The sequence below is a fragment of the Corynebacterium sp. CCUG 61414 genome (genome assembly GCF_024453945.1).
GTDB classification, from domain to species: domain Bacteria; phylum Actinomycetota; class Actinomycetes; order Mycobacteriales; family Mycobacteriaceae; genus Corynebacterium; species Corynebacterium pseudogenitalium.
The window spans coordinates 21,241-37,110 of record NZ_JAGPYU010000013.1 but is presented as its reverse complement, the minus strand read 5'-3'; the positions used below and the strand labels follow the sequence as shown (position 1 = coordinate 37,110).

The window sequence follows — 15,870 nt, the reverse complement described above, 5'->3', positions numbered from 1 at the left end:
ATGGCAACCGAACGATCCCTCACCATCCTCAAGCGATTCCTGGACAACCGGGAGCCGACCCTCGAGGAAGCCATCGAGGCATTCACCCCGCTCACCGTCGGCGACTACGACGACGTCCACATCGCAGCACTCCTGGCCACGATCCGCACCCGCGGCGAAACCTTCGCCGACATCGCCGGCGCGGCACGCGCGTTCCTCGCCGCAGGCCGACCGTTCCCGGTGACGGGGGAGGGGCTGATGGACACCGCCGGCACTGGCGGCGACGGCGCCAACACCATCAACATCACCACCGCGGCATCGTTGGTGGCTGCCGCAGGCGGGGTGCCGATGGTCAAATGCGGCAACCGCTCGGTGTCCTCGAAGTCCGGCTCCGCCGACGTCCTCGAGGCCCTGAACATCCCACTCGACCTCGACCCCTCGCGCGCGGTGCGACAGTTCGAATCCTCCAACTTCACGTTCCTCTTCGCGCCGGCGTACAACCCGGCCATCGCGCACGTGCAGCCGGTGCGCAAGGCGCTCGGCGTGTCCACGCTGTTTAACACGATGGGACCGCTGCTCTCGCCGGCGCGGCCGGAATACCAGATCATGGGCATCGCCAACCCGGCGCAGGGACGCGTCATCGCTGAGACGATGCGCGAGCTCGGGCGCGGGCGCGCGCTCGTCGTCCACGGCGCGGGCACCGACGAGCTGGCGGTGCACGGCGAGTCGCAGGTCTGGGAGCTGGGCCGCGACGGTTCCATCACTGAGTACGTGCTTACGCCGGAGGAGCTCGGCCTTCAGCGCTGCTCACTCGAGGACCTGCGCGGCGGCGACGGCGTGGAGAATGCCGCCGCCATCCGCGCAACCTTCGCAGGGGAGGGCCCGGAGGCGCACCGCTCGGCCGTCGCCGCCGGTGCGGGTGCCATGTTCTACCTCAACGGCACAGCGCCAACCATCGCCGACGGCGTCACCCACGCCCTCAACCTGCTTGCCGACGGCACCGTGCAAGCATGGTTGCAGCAACACGAAGAGGCTGATTACAGTGCCTAAACAACTACCCACCGTGCTCGAGGGGATCGTGGCAAGCCGACGCGGCGATCTGGCAGCGATCCGCGAGCGTCTTGCCCACGTGAATGTCGCTGCACTCCCACGCTCGGAGCGTTCACTCTACAACAACCTGAAGCGCGAGGGCACCAGCTTCATCATGGAATGCAAGTCCTCCTCGCCGTCCCTCGGCCTGATCCGCGCCGACTACAAGCCAGGGGAAATCGCCTCGGTGTACTCGCGCTACGCCGCCGGCATCTCCGTGCTGTGCGAGCCCTCCCGCTTCGGCGGCGACTACGACCACCTGGCCACGGTCGCCTCAAGCACGCACCTGCCCGTGCTCTGCAAGGACTTCATCATCGACGAAGTCCAGGTCTACGCCGCGCGCTACTTCGGCGCCGACGCCATTCTGCTCATGCTCTCCATTCTTGACGACGCCAGCTACGCCCACCTCTCCGGCCTCGCCGAGTCCCTCGGGATGGACGTGCTCACCGAAGTGATTAGCGAGGAGGAGGCCGTGCGGGCTAGTCGACTCGGCGCGCGGATCTTCGGCGTGAACCACCGGAACCTCCACGACCTGTCGATTGACCTAACGCGCTCCGCCCGGTTGGCGCGACTCGCTCCTGCCGAAGCGGCGGTGGTGTCGGAGTCCGGCATCCGGTCCGTGGAGACTGTGCGTCAGCTCGGCGGGCACTCGGACGGGTTCCTGGTCGGGTCGCAGCTGACCGGTCAGCCGGACATCGACCTGGCCGCCCGGAAACTGGTGTACGGGCCAAACAAGGTGTGCGGGCTGACGTCGTGGAGCGCCGCGCAGGCCGCCAAGGCGGCGGGCGCCGTGTACGGCGGGCTCATCTTCGAGGAGTCGAGTCCGCGCAATGTTTCACGTGAAACATCGGCGGACATCATCGCACGCGAGCCGGGGCTGCGGTACGTTGCCGTGTCGCGTCGCACGTCCGGGTACGGCGAACTGATCCAGCCGGGCATCCACGCGGTGCAGGTGCACGCTCCGTACCAGGGATCGCTCGAGGCAGAACGCTCCCTGGTCGAGGGGGTGCGCACGGAGATAGGGGAGGGCGTTGAGCTCTGGAGGGCGGTCTCCATGACTTCAGGGGCTGGCGTGGAGGTTGCGCTGGGGATCCGAGGGGGCGTCGACAAGCTGGTGCTCGACGCGCGCGACGGCGGCTCCGGCGAGACCTTCCGCTGGGCCGACATCCCGGACGAGGTGCGCGGCGACTCGCTCCTCGCCGGCGGGCTGCACCCCGACAACCTTGCGGACGCGCTCGCCGTCGGCTGCTCCGGCGTAGACCTCAACTCGGGCATCGAATACCCTGCTCAGGCCGGGCGTAAGGACGCGGGCGCGTTGCGGCGGGCCTTCGAGATCATCGGCAACTACCACTACCCAAGGACAGAAAATGACTGATTACACCCACGGCGGCAGCACCATCCTGCCCGCATACTACGGCGAATTCGGCGGGCAATTCGTCCCCGAATCGCTCCTGCCGGCGCTTGACCAGCTCGAGCGAGCGTTTGTCGACGCCCTCGCCGACGAGAGCTTCATGGCCGAATACCGCGCGCTGCTGCGCGACTACCTCGGCCGACCGACCCCGCTTACCGAATGCCGCAACCTGCTCCTCAACGGCGCGAACGCCCGCATCTTCCTCAAGCGGGAAGACCTCGTGCACGGCGGCGCACACAAGACGAACCAGGTCATCGGCCAAGCACTACTGGCGAAGAAGATGGGGAAGACGCGCATCATTGCCGAGACCGGCGCCGGCCAGCACGGCACCGCGACCGCGCTCGCCTGCGCTTTGCTGGGTTTGGACTGCGTCATTTACATGGGCAAGACCGACATGGCGCGGCAGGAGCCAAACGTTTACCGCATGCGGCTGATGGGTGCTGAGGTAGTGGGCGTCGACTCCGGCGCCGGCACCCTGAAAGACGCCGTCAACGAGGCACTACGCGACTGGACCGCCACCTTCCACGAGTCACACTACCTGCTCGGCACCGCTGCCGGACCGCACCCGTTCCCCAAGATCGTCAAAGAGTTCCACCGCGTGATCTCCGCCGAGGCGAAAGCCCAGATGCTTGAGCACACCGGCGGACTGCCGGACGTCGTCTGCGCCTGCGTCGGTGGCGGCTCCAACGCCATCGGGATGTTCGCCGAGTTTATCGACGAGGAGGGCGTCGAACTCGTCGGCGTCGAACCCGGAGGAGAGGGCGTGGGCGTCGGCAAGCATGGCGCCGCGATTGCCGCCGGAACCGTCGGCATTCTGCACGGCACGCGCTCCTACCTGATGCGTGACACCGACGGCCAAGTTGCTGAGTCTTACTCAATATCCGCCGGCCTGGACTACCCTGCGGTCGGACCCGAGCACGCACACCTTGCCAAGACGGGACGCGCGCAGTACGTTCCCGTCACCGACGAATCCGCCCTGCGTGCGTTCCAGTTGCTGTCACGGCACGAGGGCATCATCCCGGCGCTCGAGTCCTCGCATGCGTTGGCGTACGCGCTGCAACGCGCGGCGTCCCACCCAGCTGACGCGGAACCGCTCACAATCCTCGTTTCCCTTTCCGGCCGCGGCGACAAAGATGTCGCTCACGTCCGTAGAACACTCGCCGAACACCCGGAATGGGTTGAAAATGTACGAAAGGAGACCAACTAACATGTCCGCCCCTACAACGTCACGTTACGAAAGACTGTTCGCCTCCCTACAGGAAAAGGGAGAGGGAGCATTCGTCCCATTCATCATGCTTTCCGACCCAACCCCCGACGACGCCCTCCAAATCATCGACGCCGCCGTCACCGCCGGAGCCGACGCCCTCGAACTCGGCGTCCCGTTCTCCGACCCCGTCGCCGACGGCCCCGCCATCCAGGCGGCACACGTGCGGGCACTCGATGGCGGAGCGACCGTCGATAAGGCACTGGCACAAGTTCGGACGATCCGCGAGCGATACCCCGACCTGCCGATCGGCATGCTGATCTACGCCAACGTCGCCTACGTGCGTGGTCTTTCCTCGTTCTACGAGGCGTTCCGAGAGGCCGGCGCGGACAGCGTGCTACTCCCGGACGTCCCTGTGCGCGAATCGGTGCCGTTCAGCGAAGCTGCTCTTGCCGCGGGTGTCGACCCGATCTACATCGCCCCTGCCAAAGCCAGCCCGCAGACTTTGGAGGGCGTCGCCGCCCAGTCCCGCGGGTACATCTACGCCATCTCCCGCGACGGCGTGACCGGCGCCGACAAGGAAGCCTCCGTCGACGGACTTCGCGAGGTAGTGGACAACGTGCAAGCCTACGGCGGCGCACCGGTGCTGCTCGGGTTCGGGATCTCCACACCGCAGCACGTCGCGGACGCAATCGCAGCCGGGGCAGCAGGCGCCATCACCGGCTCCGCGATCGCGAACATCGTGGCCAGATACACCGAACACACGCACCCGAACCCCGCGCACATCACGGACATCGACGCGCTGACCGCCGAGCTGTCCTCCTACGTCACGGCAATGAAACAGGCTACTATCAGGGCATGACTTGTTCACGACGCATGTTCCTCCTCGGCACCGCCACCACCTTCGCCGGCGCGTTCCTCGCCGCCTGCGGATCTGAACCAACCGCCGAGGTAGCCAAAACCCAAGTACCGGTCGGCAGCGCCGTCATCCTCGACGGCTTCATTATCGCCCAACCGACCGCCGGCGAGTACGTCGCATACTCCCAAACCTGCCCCCACCAGGGCCAGAAGATCACCAAGGTCGATGGGGACACTGTTCGCTGCACCGGCCACGGCTCCGTCTTCAGCATTATCGACGGCTCCGCAGTCTCCGGCCCAACGCAGAATCCACTGACCCCAGCGCAGCTGACAGAAGAAGGCGAGACGCTGAACGCGTCGATGTAAAACTGCTGATTTCTCGGCCTGCCTGGCGTGGCCTGCGTGGCTATCATGTGTGCATGCCAGGTTTTCTTCGCCGTATTGACCCCTTGCTCCTCGGCATCATCCTCGCCGCGGTGCTCGCGTTCATCGCGCCCGCCCGAGGCTCGTTTGCCGAGGGCTTTTCCATTGCTGTCAAACTTGCAATCGGTTTGCTGTTTTTCCTCTATGGTGCACGTCTTTCCACCCGCGAGGCGCTGCAAGGTTTGACGAACTGGCGCCTGCATTCAATCATCCTTGCCTTCACGTTCATCGCATATCCTTTGATCGGCCTGGCCATGCGCCCCACAACCGCTTTCATTTCCGACCCGGTGTACCAGGGGATCCTCTACCTTTGCCTGGTGCCGTCGACCGTCCAGTCCTCAGTTGCACTGACGGGCATCGCGCGCGGCAATGTGCCGGGGGCGGTGGTGGCGGCGAGCCTGTCGTCGATAGTTGGTGTCGTAGCGACGCCCGCCCTCGTTATGGTCCTGATGGGTGCCGACAGTGGCATTCATATCGATGCATCCGTGTTCCGGAATGTTGCATTACAGTTGCTCCTTCCTTTCGTGCTGGGTCAGGTCGCTCGGGCAGTGGTGCCTGGTGTTGCTGGCTTCGCTGCGCGGAAAGCTACCAAGCTTGTTGACCGCGGGTCCATTTGGATGGTCGTGTACTCGGCGTTCTCAGCCGGTGTTGTTTCTGGCGTGTGGTCAAATGTTTCTGCGCTCGAGTTGGTCTTCCTCTCTGCGGTCGCTCTGGTTCTGGTTTGCGTCATGCTGTGGGTGACACGGGTTGTCCCGGAGGCCTTGAGGTTCTCGAGGGCGGACACGGTAGCCATCCAGATGTGCGGGACGCAGAAGTCTTTGGCGGCGGGGCTGCCGATGGCGTCGGTTATCTTTGGCGGCGGTCAACTCGGTGTGCTGATTGTGCCGTTGATGGTCTACCATCTGATTCAGTTGATGACGTGCTCCGCGTACGTCTCGCGCCTTGCCCAAACCACAGCTTCGAAGGAATAGTTTCACGTGAAACATTACGTCCGGATTCATTACAGCGCTCCAGATCTTGGGGGAGAGCTTCTCAATATTGCCGAACTTGAGGAGCTGAACCCTCGCGAATGTACGATGGTTCGGATGATCGAGCTGGACCCGAGCGAGACCATTACTGGCATTTATACCGACGGCAAAGTGATTGGTCAGGCGAATGAGCCGATGTCTATCGTTCCGCACCCAGACCTGTACGCACAGTTCGAGGGCATTTCTGCGACAGCCATTGCGGTAGAGGAGTTCGAGGCGCTGTGGGCTGAGGCTTGTAGTCTGCTGGGGCATGCTTAAACCTTGGGTGTGTCCCAATCCCACGTCGGTGCGGCTTCATCCGCAAACGAATCCACACCCCACCCATCCAACTCAATCTCGGCAGCATCATCGCGATACCCCACCCGACCAGGCTCACACACCCACTGCTCACCACTTACAAACCGGAAATACAACGTCGGACCAGGCTTAACCACCCGAATAAACCCATCCGTGACCAACGAATGACACCTCGAGCACAACGGCACCAAATTCTCTACATCCGTTGCACCTCCTTCGGCCCAATCCCGAATATGATGCATCTGCAAAAACCTGGTATGCCCACAGCCTGGCACCGCGCACTTATGCCCCCACATCCCTAACAACACCTGCACCTGCTTGCTACTTGCCAAACGGCGTTTGCGCCCAAACTTGATCACCTGCCCCTGGGCGTCATAGAGCACACCCATCAAATCTGCATGATCTACCAGGTTGGCAAGCCGTGCGGCAGGCGCGGCCATATGATTCGGTAAAAACGCTCGCCCATCTGATGTCATATGCACCATCACCTGTGCCGCCGGCGCCATCGTTGCGTGTGTGGCGGCCCCGGTGCGCACCATGTGCACCATCCCCATGAGTGATTGCAGCATTAATCGTGCCGGTGGCAGCCCGAAGGTCGAGCGCATCATCTGCGCATCCGCCTCATCCATCGCGTTGTCATCCGCATAGGCGTGTGCGCCTGCGCGCAGGGCTGCTTGAAAGGCCACACCGTCGGTAGCGTTCATGCAAAACCAGCCACGTAGGTATTGGCCGTCTTCACGGATGGTCAGCCCGCAGTGTTCACCAGCATCCTGAGGTTGCCTATTGGTGGGGGTTGCGCCTGCAAGGGCGTGTACGAGGCCTTGGTAGCCAGATTCGGCGGCTATCTCTACGAGTTCGTGTTGGTTTGTGTCGGTGGCGTAGTCGAGCATGTATCGCACACTGGTGTAGTCGATGCTTCCTTGTCGTAGCGCGTCGAGGATGGTGGGAAAGGCGGTGAGTTTGCGTGCGACGGCAGCGTATTCGTAGGCGCGGGTGCGTTTCATTTTTAACACTCTGGCAAGCCATGCCCCGGTAGAAGCGCAGCCGTAGTGCTCGGCGAGGTTGTGGGTGTCGAATTCGGCGATCGCGGTCAGTATTTCCGCGTGCGAGTATGCGAACAGGCGTGCGCTTTCTACGATGGTGTTGATGATGGTGTCGGCGTCGATGGTGGTGTGCATGGTTCCCCCTGGTGTTTTGGTTGTTTTGTTTAGTATACGTGTTCGAATGGTGGTGTCAAGAGGTTTATTCAAATATTTGTTGGTGGGTGTCCGCGCGGCGGACAGTGCGCGGGGTGCTTTGCGACGCCACTTTCGAGCACGGGTGTGTGGGTGGGTGTCCGCGCGGCGGACACCTTGATGCAATCGTTAGGGTATTGAGCTGAACTCGCTCTGTCCGCGCCGCGGAATGCTACTGGAGTCGACTAAAGCTTCGTTGGAGTCCGCGCGGCGGACTGTGCGGGAGGTTGGGTTGCAACAACGGGTAGATTGTCCGCCCCGCGGAATGCGTGCTTCGCCGATGCAATTCGCGAAGTGGTGTCCGCCCCGCGGAAAGTGAACAATACTGGGTTGCAACAACGGCGAGTTGTCCGCCCCGCGGAATATCGAAACACGCAATCACCTGTCCGCCCCGCGGACAATCGGAGCCGTTCGACGGCCCCATGGGAGTAGCAAGTTCTCAACCCACTCTGACCTATTGGTCCGAGCCCGCGCAGGGCAGGGGAGCGCTGTTCCCAAATCACTTCTCGGAATCAATTGATCTCCGAAGTAACGCACAGGACGCTCCGATCGATGTTAGATGCAGACATGCCAAAACTTTGGCGAGTCCCTAACTTTAACCGATCCCACAAAGGAGCTACCCATGAAGCGTTTTACCTCCGTAGCAGCTGCTGCAACTCTGTCCCTGTCCCTGGTCGCTGGCCCTGCGTTCGCAGCGGAGGCTCAGCCTTCCGACAAGGATGCCAAGGTTGGCTCCTCGGTTGCCTACGCGCAGTGCAAGGCGAAGGCTGAGGTCGCAGAGAAGGAAAAGAAGGCTGAGGCGAAGAAGAAGGCAGCTGATGCACAGACTGCTGGTGACATCGCTAAGAACAAGGCTGATCAGACTCGTCAGGAGATCCGCGAGGAGCTGACCTCTTCTTCTGACGAGCTGGATTGTGTCAAGGAGCTGATCAACGACAAGGATTACAAGGCAGGCATTCTCGGTCTCCTGATCGGCGTTCCGGCTGCGCTCGTTGCACTTCTTGGTGTCGTTGCTGCAGTCTCCGGCGTCATTCCGGGCATTCAGCTTCCAGCGCTGCCGTTCTAATTCACTTATCGACGCCACATTCTGACCCAGCCTCTCGTATAAGGCTGGGTTTTTCAATTTGATTGGCGCCTATTAATTCCCAGTCAATAGCTCGGCCCCATCAACCCGCTCGTGGATCATCTCAGCCCCACACCACACTGTTGAGTGACAATAAATATAGGCACAACATCCCCTGGGAACGCTTCGGACGAGGCAAGTAAGTGGCAGAAATTGAAGCTTCGCCCCTACCAAGACTATGGACCAGTCTAACGTATGTGACGTTATTAAACCCTGTGGCATATACGCGAAAGCGCCCGGCCCGAAACCCGAGCCGAGCGCTAAATCTTGAAATCTACTTTGCGTTTAGTGCCAGGAACGCAAGACCACCAAGAGCCGCAACACCGAGCAAGGAACCCCAGATGATGTCGAAGGTGCGACCCATGGGCCAGCCCTTCTTCTCGTCGTTTTCAAAGGAACTTTGCAATGCGGCGGCGCCGAACAGCGTCTCTACAGCTGCTTGATCGTAATCCGCCTGGTTTTCGGCACCGGCCAGCTTGCCTGCTTGCAACAGAGCCAAAAGACCAACCGACGAGGTGACTTCGTCATCGTTGCTTGACGTGTCTGCAGCCTGCGCCGGTACAACGGCGAGCGAAAGGGCAGTGGTGGCTGCGATGGCAGCGGTAGCGAAACGCTTCATGGAAATCTCCTGAATACAGAGGGCGATATTGCCAGGGATTTGACAACAACCGCCAATGTATCAGGCAGATTTATATTCAGCAATTTCGTGACTTACAACACTAAGTTAACCAGCCCCACGTACAACCCCGTGCCGACCAGGATTGAAAGGGCGGGGGAGCGTCGCCAGGCGTGGAGGGCGAGCGTCACGAAGCCGACGAGCACCCCGGCCCACACTGGCTGATCGGAGCTGGTGAAGGTGTACAGCACGAGGACGACCATGACGCCGACGGGCATGTAGAAGCGGAGGAAGTCGAGAAGTGGGCTGCCGTCTAGCCACCCACGAAAGGCGAATGGCAGCGCCCGGAGCAGCACGGTGACCACGGCGATCGGCAGGATGACGGCCCACACCATGGGCAGGTCAACGCCGGCGGGAAGTCCGTTCATCGCTTCCACTCCAATCGCTTATCGACGCCAGGTACCCAAAAACGAACCAGCAGGACCAGGAAGTACGCGATGAGCGCCACCATCAGCATCTGCCCGGGGACGACGAAGGCTGCAACGAGCGCGATCCCAGCGGCGATGAGCACGGCGCTCATGTCTCGCGAAGCCTGGAACGCTTCGTAGGCGAGGACGATGAACAGTGCGGTGAGGGCGAAGTCCATGCCCTCGATTGTGCCGGGAAGGCGTTCGCCGGCGAGCGCGCCGACGAGGCCAGACACAACCCAGAGCGCCTGGCACATCACGTGGATGGCGATGAGGCGCGGGCCGGTGTGGCGCGTGGTCTGCTGTCGGGCGCTGATGACGGCGTAGACTTCGTCGGTCAGTGAATACATCGAATAGAGGCGACCAAACGTCGAGCGGATCGCGTCCCGCGGGTAGGTGAGGCCGTAAAAGAGGTGTCGGAAGTTCACCATGAAACCGGTCATCGCGGCGGACGCGGGACCGACACCACCGAGCACCATCGGGATTGCGAGGAACTCGGTGGAGCCGGCGTAGATAAGCATCGAGAAGACCGGCGTCCACCACCAAGCGAAACCGGATTGCACCATGAGCAGGCCGAACGCCAGCCCGAGTGGCACGACGCCGAGGCCGACGAGCCACATGTCGCGCACTCCGAGACCGAGTTCTCGCAATGTTTCACGTGAAACATTCATCTAGTTGTCCTCGATGTCGGATGGGAAGGTGGCGAAAAGGGGTAGAGGCATGGGCTGGCGGCGTAGGACGTCGGCCCACAAATCGACACTCGCGGGTGTGATGACGTCGGAGGGGAGGGCCGGGGCGACGTACCAGTCGCCGCGTTCGATCTCCTCGTCGAGCTGCCCGGCGTCCCACGAAGAGAACCCGGCGAAGAGGCGGAAGCCCTCCAGCAACTCAGAGAAGGAATCAGCCGGCTCATGCATGTTGACGTGCACCAGCTTGTTCGCAAGGCGCGTCAGGGTCGGGTGCTCGGCGATGTCGACGTCGTTGCGCGTGACGCCCAGGCCAACGGCAGCGTTCGGGCTGACGGGTCCGCCGTAATACATCACCGCCGGCTCGCTGGCGAGCGACTCCCACTCTGGCAGCACGTTCGCCACGGCGGCGTCGGAACGACGATTCAAGATGACGCCAAGCGTGCCCTGCTCGCCGTGCTCGATCACCAACACGACCGTGCGGGCGAACTCCGGCGAATACATCCCCGGGGCGGCGACGAGCAACATGCCACTGTCCGGCTCGGTGCGTTCGAGTGACGTAAACAGGCGGTCACCGAAGAAATACTCAGGCATTACGTTCCTCCCACCAAGACTTCAGCGCAGCGACGGCCTCGTCGTGCTCGAGTTCGCCGCGCTCCAGACGTAGTTCCTTCATATACTTCCAGGCCTCGCCGACCTCCGGGCCGGGCTTAAGATCCAGGATGCGCATGATTTCGTTGCCGTCAAGGTCAGGGCGGATGCGCGCGAGGTCCTCCTGCTCGGCGAGCGTCGCGATTCGCTCCTCGAGGTTCTGGTACGCACGCTGCAGGCGGCGCGCCTTGCGTGGGTTTCGCGTGGTGCAATCGGCGCGGACGAGTTTGTTCAAGCGGCCGAGGAGGTCGCCGGCGTCGGTGACATAGCGACGCACCGCCGAATCGGTCCACTTGCCTTCGCCGAAACCGTAGAAGCGCATGTGCAGGAAGACCAGCTGGCCGACATCACTAATGACGTGCTTCGGGTACTTCAGCGCACGGAGGCGCTTGCGCACCAGCTTCGCACCCACAACTTCGTGGTGGTGGAAGCTCACGCCACCGCCTTCCTTGAGGGCGCGGGTGGCGGGCTTGCCGACGTCGTGAAGCAGCGCAGCGAGCCGCAACTTGAGGTCAGGGCCGTCGTCCTCGAGCTCGGTTGCCTGGCGCAGCACCGTCAGTGAGTGCGCGTAGACGTCCTTGTGCTGCATGTGTTCGTCCTGCTCGAGCTGCAGCGCCGGCACCTCAGGCAGCACGAACTCGGCGATGCCGGTGCGAACCAGCAGGTCAATGCCCTCCCAGGGGGCGATGCCACACATGAGCTTATCCAGCTCGGCTTGGATCCGCTCGACGGTGATGCGCTGAATCTCACCTGCCATGTCGCGCATCGCGTCGAAGACGCGCGGGGCAACCTCGAAGCCGAGTTGGGAGGTGAAGCGGGCGGCGCGGAGCATGCGAAGCGGGTCGTCGCGGAAGGAAATCTCGGGGGCCTGCGGGGTGTCAAGGCGGCGTTGCAGCAGGTCACTGATACCGTCCACCGGGTCGTGGAAGATTGGGCGGAGTGCGCCGTCGACCACGTCGAGCTCGATGGCCATCGCGTTGCAAGCAAAGTCGCGCCGAATGAGGTCGCCGTCGAGGGTATCGCCGAACGTCACCTCGGGGTTGCGCGTCACGCCGTCGTAGAGGTCGGAGCGGAACGTCGTGATCTCCACTTGCTGGCCCTCGCGCACAGCGGCCACAGTGCCGAACTCGATGCCAGTGTCCCAGGTCGTCTCGCCCCACTCGTCGAGAATTTCCTGCACGGTGGGGGGCAGGGCGGACGTCGTGAAGTCGAGGTCGTGCCCGAGCTTGCCAAGCATCGCGTCGCGCACGGGCCCGCCAACAAGGTAGAGGTGCTCGCCGCGCTCCACGAAGCGCTGGGCGAGCGGCGTCAGCAAACCACTCAGCTTCTCGACGCCCTCTTCGGCCCGAACCTGCAACGCCACGACGGCGTTCGGGTCGGAGGGGTCGGGGAGATCGAACGGGCACCGGTGTGTTTCTTGAGTCTTTGTCACCTCTCACACGATACTTTGCTTCCCTGGTGCTGTTAAGTACCACAAAGGTGGCCAGTACGGATACCATGAATTGAATGACTGAGAACACTCGGCCGAAGCCGGTTCCTCCGTCGGAGCGGAAGTCTTCGAACTCTGGCGGGAAGGGGCGCGGGGACGGCGCTAACTCGAAGGCGGGGGGTGACTCCCCGAAGCGGCGGCGTGGCCGTCGGCGTGGTTCGCACGCCAAAAAGCGGGGGTCGCAGCAGCAGCGTCGCCGCGGGTCGAACCGGCGGGGGCGGGGCGCGTCGGCGCGGAAGAGGCAGCAGCGGCCGGTGGATTCGTCGCTGGAGACCCGGAACGAGACGAGCGCGGGCGGCCTGGTGGTGTCGGGTATGGCGGAGGCTGTGGACCGACACGACAAGGTGGACCTGTCGAAGATTTACGTCGCGCTGATTGGGCGGCTGGACCGTCGGGGGCGTCTGTTGTGGTCGATGCCGAAAGGCCACGTGGAGGAAGGCGAGGAGCAGTGGCGCACTGCGGAGCGTGAGGTGTGGGAGGAAACCGGGATTACCGGCGAGGCCTTCAACACGCTCGGTGTGATTGATTATTGGTTCATTTCTGAGGGCGTCCGTATTCATAAGACAGTGCACCACAACTTGTTGCGCTACGTCGACGGGGTGTTTAACGACGAAGACCCGGAAGTCACGGAAGTCGCGTGGGTGCCGATGAACCAGCTGATTGAGCGCCTGGCGTACGCGGACGAGCGCAAGCTCGCGCGGATCGCGGTGAACAGGATGCCGGACTTGGCGCGCAAGGAGGCCGCGGCCGGAAGGTTGACGCCGCGATGAGCAGCGTGCGTAGCGGAGCCGCGGCGATTGCAGTGGCGGCGCTGGGTCTGCTCCCGATGACGGCGGGCGCCCTACCAGCGCCAACGTCGCCCGAGGACCCGGCGGTGGCGTCGCAGTGGGTGAACCCGGCAGTGCGTCCGGGGGAGGGCACCCGCGCGTCCATCACGCTTGTCGACGCCCCCTCGGCCCTCAACGCCGGCGAAATGTTTCACGTGAAACTTCGCATCCACAACGAAACGGACGCGCCACTGGCGAACCTGCGCGTGGTTCCACGGCGTGGCCCGGCCACGGGTTCCGTGCTGGACCAGCGCGCGGCGACGGTCGCCTCGGTGAGCGAGTACGGCCCGGTGGGGCGCGGAGTGGACGTCGATAAGGAGTTGGGCGCGGGGGAGTCAGCAGAGGTCGAGCTGGATGTTGAGCTGCCGGGCGCGGGGACGTACCCGCTGCTGTTCGAACTCAAACAGAACCTGACCTCGCTGGACACTGAGCGCTTCCACATCTCGGTGCGCGGCGAGCCGTCGGAGGACCCGGCGCCGGCTATGACCGCGCTGTACCCGATCACCGCGCCGATTGACATCGTGCCTGGCGAGACTGGGGAAGCCCCGGAGCGCTCCCCGCTGCTGCTGAAGTCAGAGACACTGGCGAGCCAGCTCGCGCCCGGCGGGCGCCTTGAGCGGCTGCTCAGCCAGTACGAGGACGCGGTGGAGGAGCCTGGCGTCGGCTTCGCCACGTGCGTGGGGCTGGACCCGGCGCTCGTGGACACGGTGGCGCGGATGGCGGAGGGCTACCGCGTCACCACTACGCGCCCGCCGGTCGCTGAGGAGCCGAAACGGCTCCGCGACAGCTGGACCACCGACGACACCACCGCCCAAGGAGAGGTAGGCAAGGGACAAGCGGACGCGCAGGCGTGGCTGGAGCAGCTGCGCAGCGTCGCCGCGAAGGGGTGCACGGTGGCGCTGCCGTGGCAGAACGTGGACGTCAACACCCTGGCCCGCACCGGGGACGAGTGGCTGATGCGTGAGGCGTTGGAGCGCGGCCCGTTCGTGCTCGAGCGGGAGCTCGGCACGCCGGGCACGCTCAACGCCGTCATCCCGGGCGCCGGCTACATCACGCCGGACGCGGCCCCCGCCTTCGGCTGGGCCAACCACATCGATTCCGCTATCCCGGAGCACGGGCTGCAGGGGGAGTGGGAGGCTGCTCAGGCGGAGGAGGCGCAGACAAGCGAGGACGGGCAGGCGGCGCTCGACCGCAACGAGCTGCCGGACCCCGCGGACGTGTTCCCGGCGGCGCCCGCGCACCCGGTGCACGTGCTGGCGGCGCGAAGCAGCGTCGACCACCCGGGCCCCGGCAACGCCGCGTGGGTGGCGCCGGGGGTGATGGCGGTACAGTTCCAGGACTCGCTGGCCTCGGTCTTAGCGACGGTCGGCTCCGCCCCCGCCACCGTCGGCTACTCGAATGACGCGCTGCGGTACCGCTACGAGATGGACTCCCAACGGGCGCGCGCGATCAACGCGGCGTCCGCGCTGCGGCTGGCGGTGCAGGAGGCGACGCCGGAGGAGCCGGTGTTCGTGAACCCTCCGGCGAGCTGGGACGCGGACTCGGCGGCGATGCTGCTGGGGACGGTCGCCGAGCTGGTCCGGGAAGGTAAGGCGGCGCCGATGAGCTTCGGCGACTTCCTGAATGCGCCCGACCCGGCGGAGGTGCCGGCGGCGACGCGCGTGGGCACGCTGTTTCCGGATCCGACGGTGGTCTCGGACGCGGAGGTGCTGACGGCCTCCCAGCAGGCTGAGTTCACAGATGACTTAACACAGCTGCTCGCGAACGACCCGCAGGTGGCGCTGACGCGTTACGGGTTCACGCTGCCGCTGCGCCGCGATGTGCTGGCGGCCCTGAGTATGCAGGAGCGCCAGTCGCTGTCGCGGTACGACGCCGCCGTGCGCACCACGGCCGAGCGGTTGCGGGGCAGCCGCGACGTACTGCAGGCGCTGCGGGCGTCGGTGACGCTGATCCCGCCGGGCAACGTGTACACGCGGACCTCCCCGTCGAGCCCACTGCTGATCGTGGCGCAGAACGGGATGCCGCTACCGGTACAAACAACCATCCGGTTCCAGGCAGCGAGCGGCCCGATCACGCTGCACGTGCCAACCACGATGCGGATCCCGGCCCGCGGCTCGCAGACGGTACAGATGACGGCGGACTACCCGGAGGACCAGCGCAGTATTGACCTGCAGCTGTACCTGGCGGGTACCGACGGCAGTCCGATCTCGCAGCCGGTGAACATTTCTGTGCGCACGGCGGGCGCCGCCGTGGAGGGCTGGGCGCTGGTCACCGGGCTTGGCGTGCTGGTGGTGCTGATGCTGATGTATTCGGTGGGCCGTCGGCGCCGGGCGCGGGCTGCGCCACGCAGCCCAACAACACAGCAACGTTTGGACAATGAACACCCACCTTTGATTGGAGACTGACGTGGTTGAGCAACCTCGGGCTGGTACGCGTGGCCGAATCGTGCCCCCTGCGCCGCCGGCGCCGGTGCCCACCCCGCGAGAG

At 64.1% G+C, this 15,870-nt stretch carries 16 protein-coding genes; 10 read left to right on the top strand and 6 right to left on the bottom strand.

From position 1 onward, the window contains the following. From trpD to KBX14_RS08910, 7 genes are read left to right on the top strand one after another with little or no spacing between them, the layout of a single operon-like run. On the top strand, positions 1-1,029 hold the full coding sequence (gene trpD, locus KBX14_RS08940) for an anthranilate phosphoribosyltransferase (RefSeq protein WP_256042360.1): 1,029 nt from the start codon (positions 1-3) through the stop codon (positions 1,027-1,029). Beyond that, positions 1,022-2,443, top strand: coding sequence for a bifunctional indole-3-glycerol-phosphate synthase TrpC/phosphoribosylanthranilate isomerase TrpF (gene trpCF, locus KBX14_RS08935; protein WP_256042359.1), 1,422 nt, complete (start codon positions 1,022-1,024; stop codon positions 2,441-2,443). Before trpD ends, trpCF begins: the two co-directional genes overlap by 8 nt. Continuing rightward, on the top strand, positions 2,436-3,686 hold the full coding sequence (gene trpB / locus KBX14_RS08930) for a tryptophan synthase subunit beta (protein WP_256042358.1): 1,251 nt from the start codon (positions 2,436-2,438) through the stop codon (positions 3,684-3,686). Before trpCF ends, trpB begins: the two co-directional genes overlap by 8 nt. Before the next feature lies 1 nt (position 3,687). Continuing rightward, positions 3,688-4,545, top strand: coding sequence for a tryptophan synthase subunit alpha (gene trpA / locus KBX14_RS08925; RefSeq protein WP_256042357.1), 858 nt, complete (start codon positions 3,688-3,690; stop codon positions 4,543-4,545). A 14-nt stretch (positions 4,546-4,559) separates the two neighbouring features. Next, positions 4,560-4,907, top strand: a complete 348-nt coding sequence (locus tag KBX14_RS08920) for a Rieske (2Fe-2S) protein (RefSeq protein ID WP_070478614.1) — start codon at positions 4,560-4,562, stop codon at positions 4,905-4,907. 53 nt (positions 4,908-4,960) lie between these two features. Next, positions 4,961-5,935, top strand: coding sequence for a bile acid:sodium symporter family protein (locus KBX14_RS08915; protein WP_256042356.1), 975 nt, complete (start codon positions 4,961-4,963; stop codon positions 5,933-5,935). Between the two features lie 6 nt (positions 5,936-5,941). Further along, positions 5,942-6,250 carry a hypothetical protein gene (locus KBX14_RS08910; RefSeq protein ID WP_070975444.1) on the top strand — a complete coding sequence of 103 codons (309 nt, stop codon included), beginning with the start codon at positions 5,942-5,944 and terminating at the stop codon, positions 6,248-6,250. Here KBX14_RS08910 and KBX14_RS08905 read toward each other — a convergent pair. Next, positions 6,247-7,467 carry an HNH endonuclease signature motif containing protein gene (locus KBX14_RS08905; RefSeq protein ID WP_256042355.1) on the bottom strand — a complete coding sequence of 407 codons (1,221 nt, stop codon included), beginning with the start codon at positions 7,465-7,467 and terminating at the stop codon, positions 6,247-6,249. The two genes, KBX14_RS08910 and KBX14_RS08905, sit on opposite strands and share 4 nt — an antisense overlap. 679 nt (positions 7,468-8,146) lie before the next feature. Here KBX14_RS08905 and KBX14_RS08900 point away from each other — a divergent pair. Next, positions 8,147-8,590, top strand: coding sequence for a hypothetical protein (locus tag KBX14_RS08900; protein WP_256042354.1), 444 nt, complete (start codon positions 8,147-8,149; stop codon positions 8,588-8,590). 331 nt (positions 8,591-8,921) lie between these two features. Here the strand turns inward: KBX14_RS08900 and KBX14_RS08895 are convergent, their stop codons facing one another. From KBX14_RS08895 to KBX14_RS08875, 5 genes are all read right to left on the bottom strand, one after another. Further along, complete coding sequence (locus KBX14_RS08895) at positions 8,922-9,266, bottom strand: hypothetical protein (protein WP_071573854.1); 345 nt, start codon at positions 9,264-9,266, stop codon at positions 8,922-8,924. A gap of 92 nt (positions 9,267-9,358) precedes the next feature. Then, positions 9,359-9,691: a branched-chain amino acid transporter permease gene (locus KBX14_RS08890; RefSeq protein ID WP_256042353.1), complete on the bottom strand. Its 333-nt coding sequence runs from the start codon at positions 9,689-9,691 to the stop codon at positions 9,359-9,361. Then, complete coding sequence (locus tag KBX14_RS08885) at positions 9,688-10,401, bottom strand: AzlC family ABC transporter permease (RefSeq protein ID WP_252931846.1); 714 nt, start codon at positions 10,399-10,401, stop codon at positions 9,688-9,690. The genes KBX14_RS08890 and KBX14_RS08885 overlap by 4 nt, the downstream gene beginning before the upstream one ends. Further along, positions 10,402-11,010, bottom strand: coding sequence for a YqgE/AlgH family protein (locus tag KBX14_RS08880; RefSeq protein WP_256042352.1), 609 nt, complete (start codon positions 11,008-11,010; stop codon positions 10,402-10,404). Further along, positions 11,003-12,430 (bottom strand): CCA tRNA nucleotidyltransferase, encoded by a 1,428-nt coding sequence (locus KBX14_RS08875; RefSeq protein ID WP_256042378.1) that lies wholly within the window; start codon positions 12,428-12,430, stop codon positions 11,003-11,005. The genes KBX14_RS08880 and KBX14_RS08875 overlap by 8 nt, the downstream gene beginning before the upstream one ends. A 143-nt stretch (positions 12,431-12,573) precedes the next feature. Here KBX14_RS08875 and KBX14_RS08870 point away from each other — a divergent pair, with 143 nt between their 5' ends. Then, positions 12,574-13,326, top strand: coding sequence for an NUDIX hydrolase (locus KBX14_RS08870; RefSeq protein ID WP_084028641.1), 753 nt, complete (start codon positions 12,574-12,576; stop codon positions 13,324-13,326). Further along, on the top strand, positions 13,323-15,788 hold the full coding sequence (locus tag KBX14_RS08865; protein WP_256042351.1) for a DUF6049 family protein: 2,466 nt from the start codon (positions 13,323-13,325) through the stop codon (positions 15,786-15,788). Before KBX14_RS08870 ends, KBX14_RS08865 begins: the two co-directional genes overlap by 4 nt. Positions 15,789-15,870 lie beyond the last annotated feature (82 nt).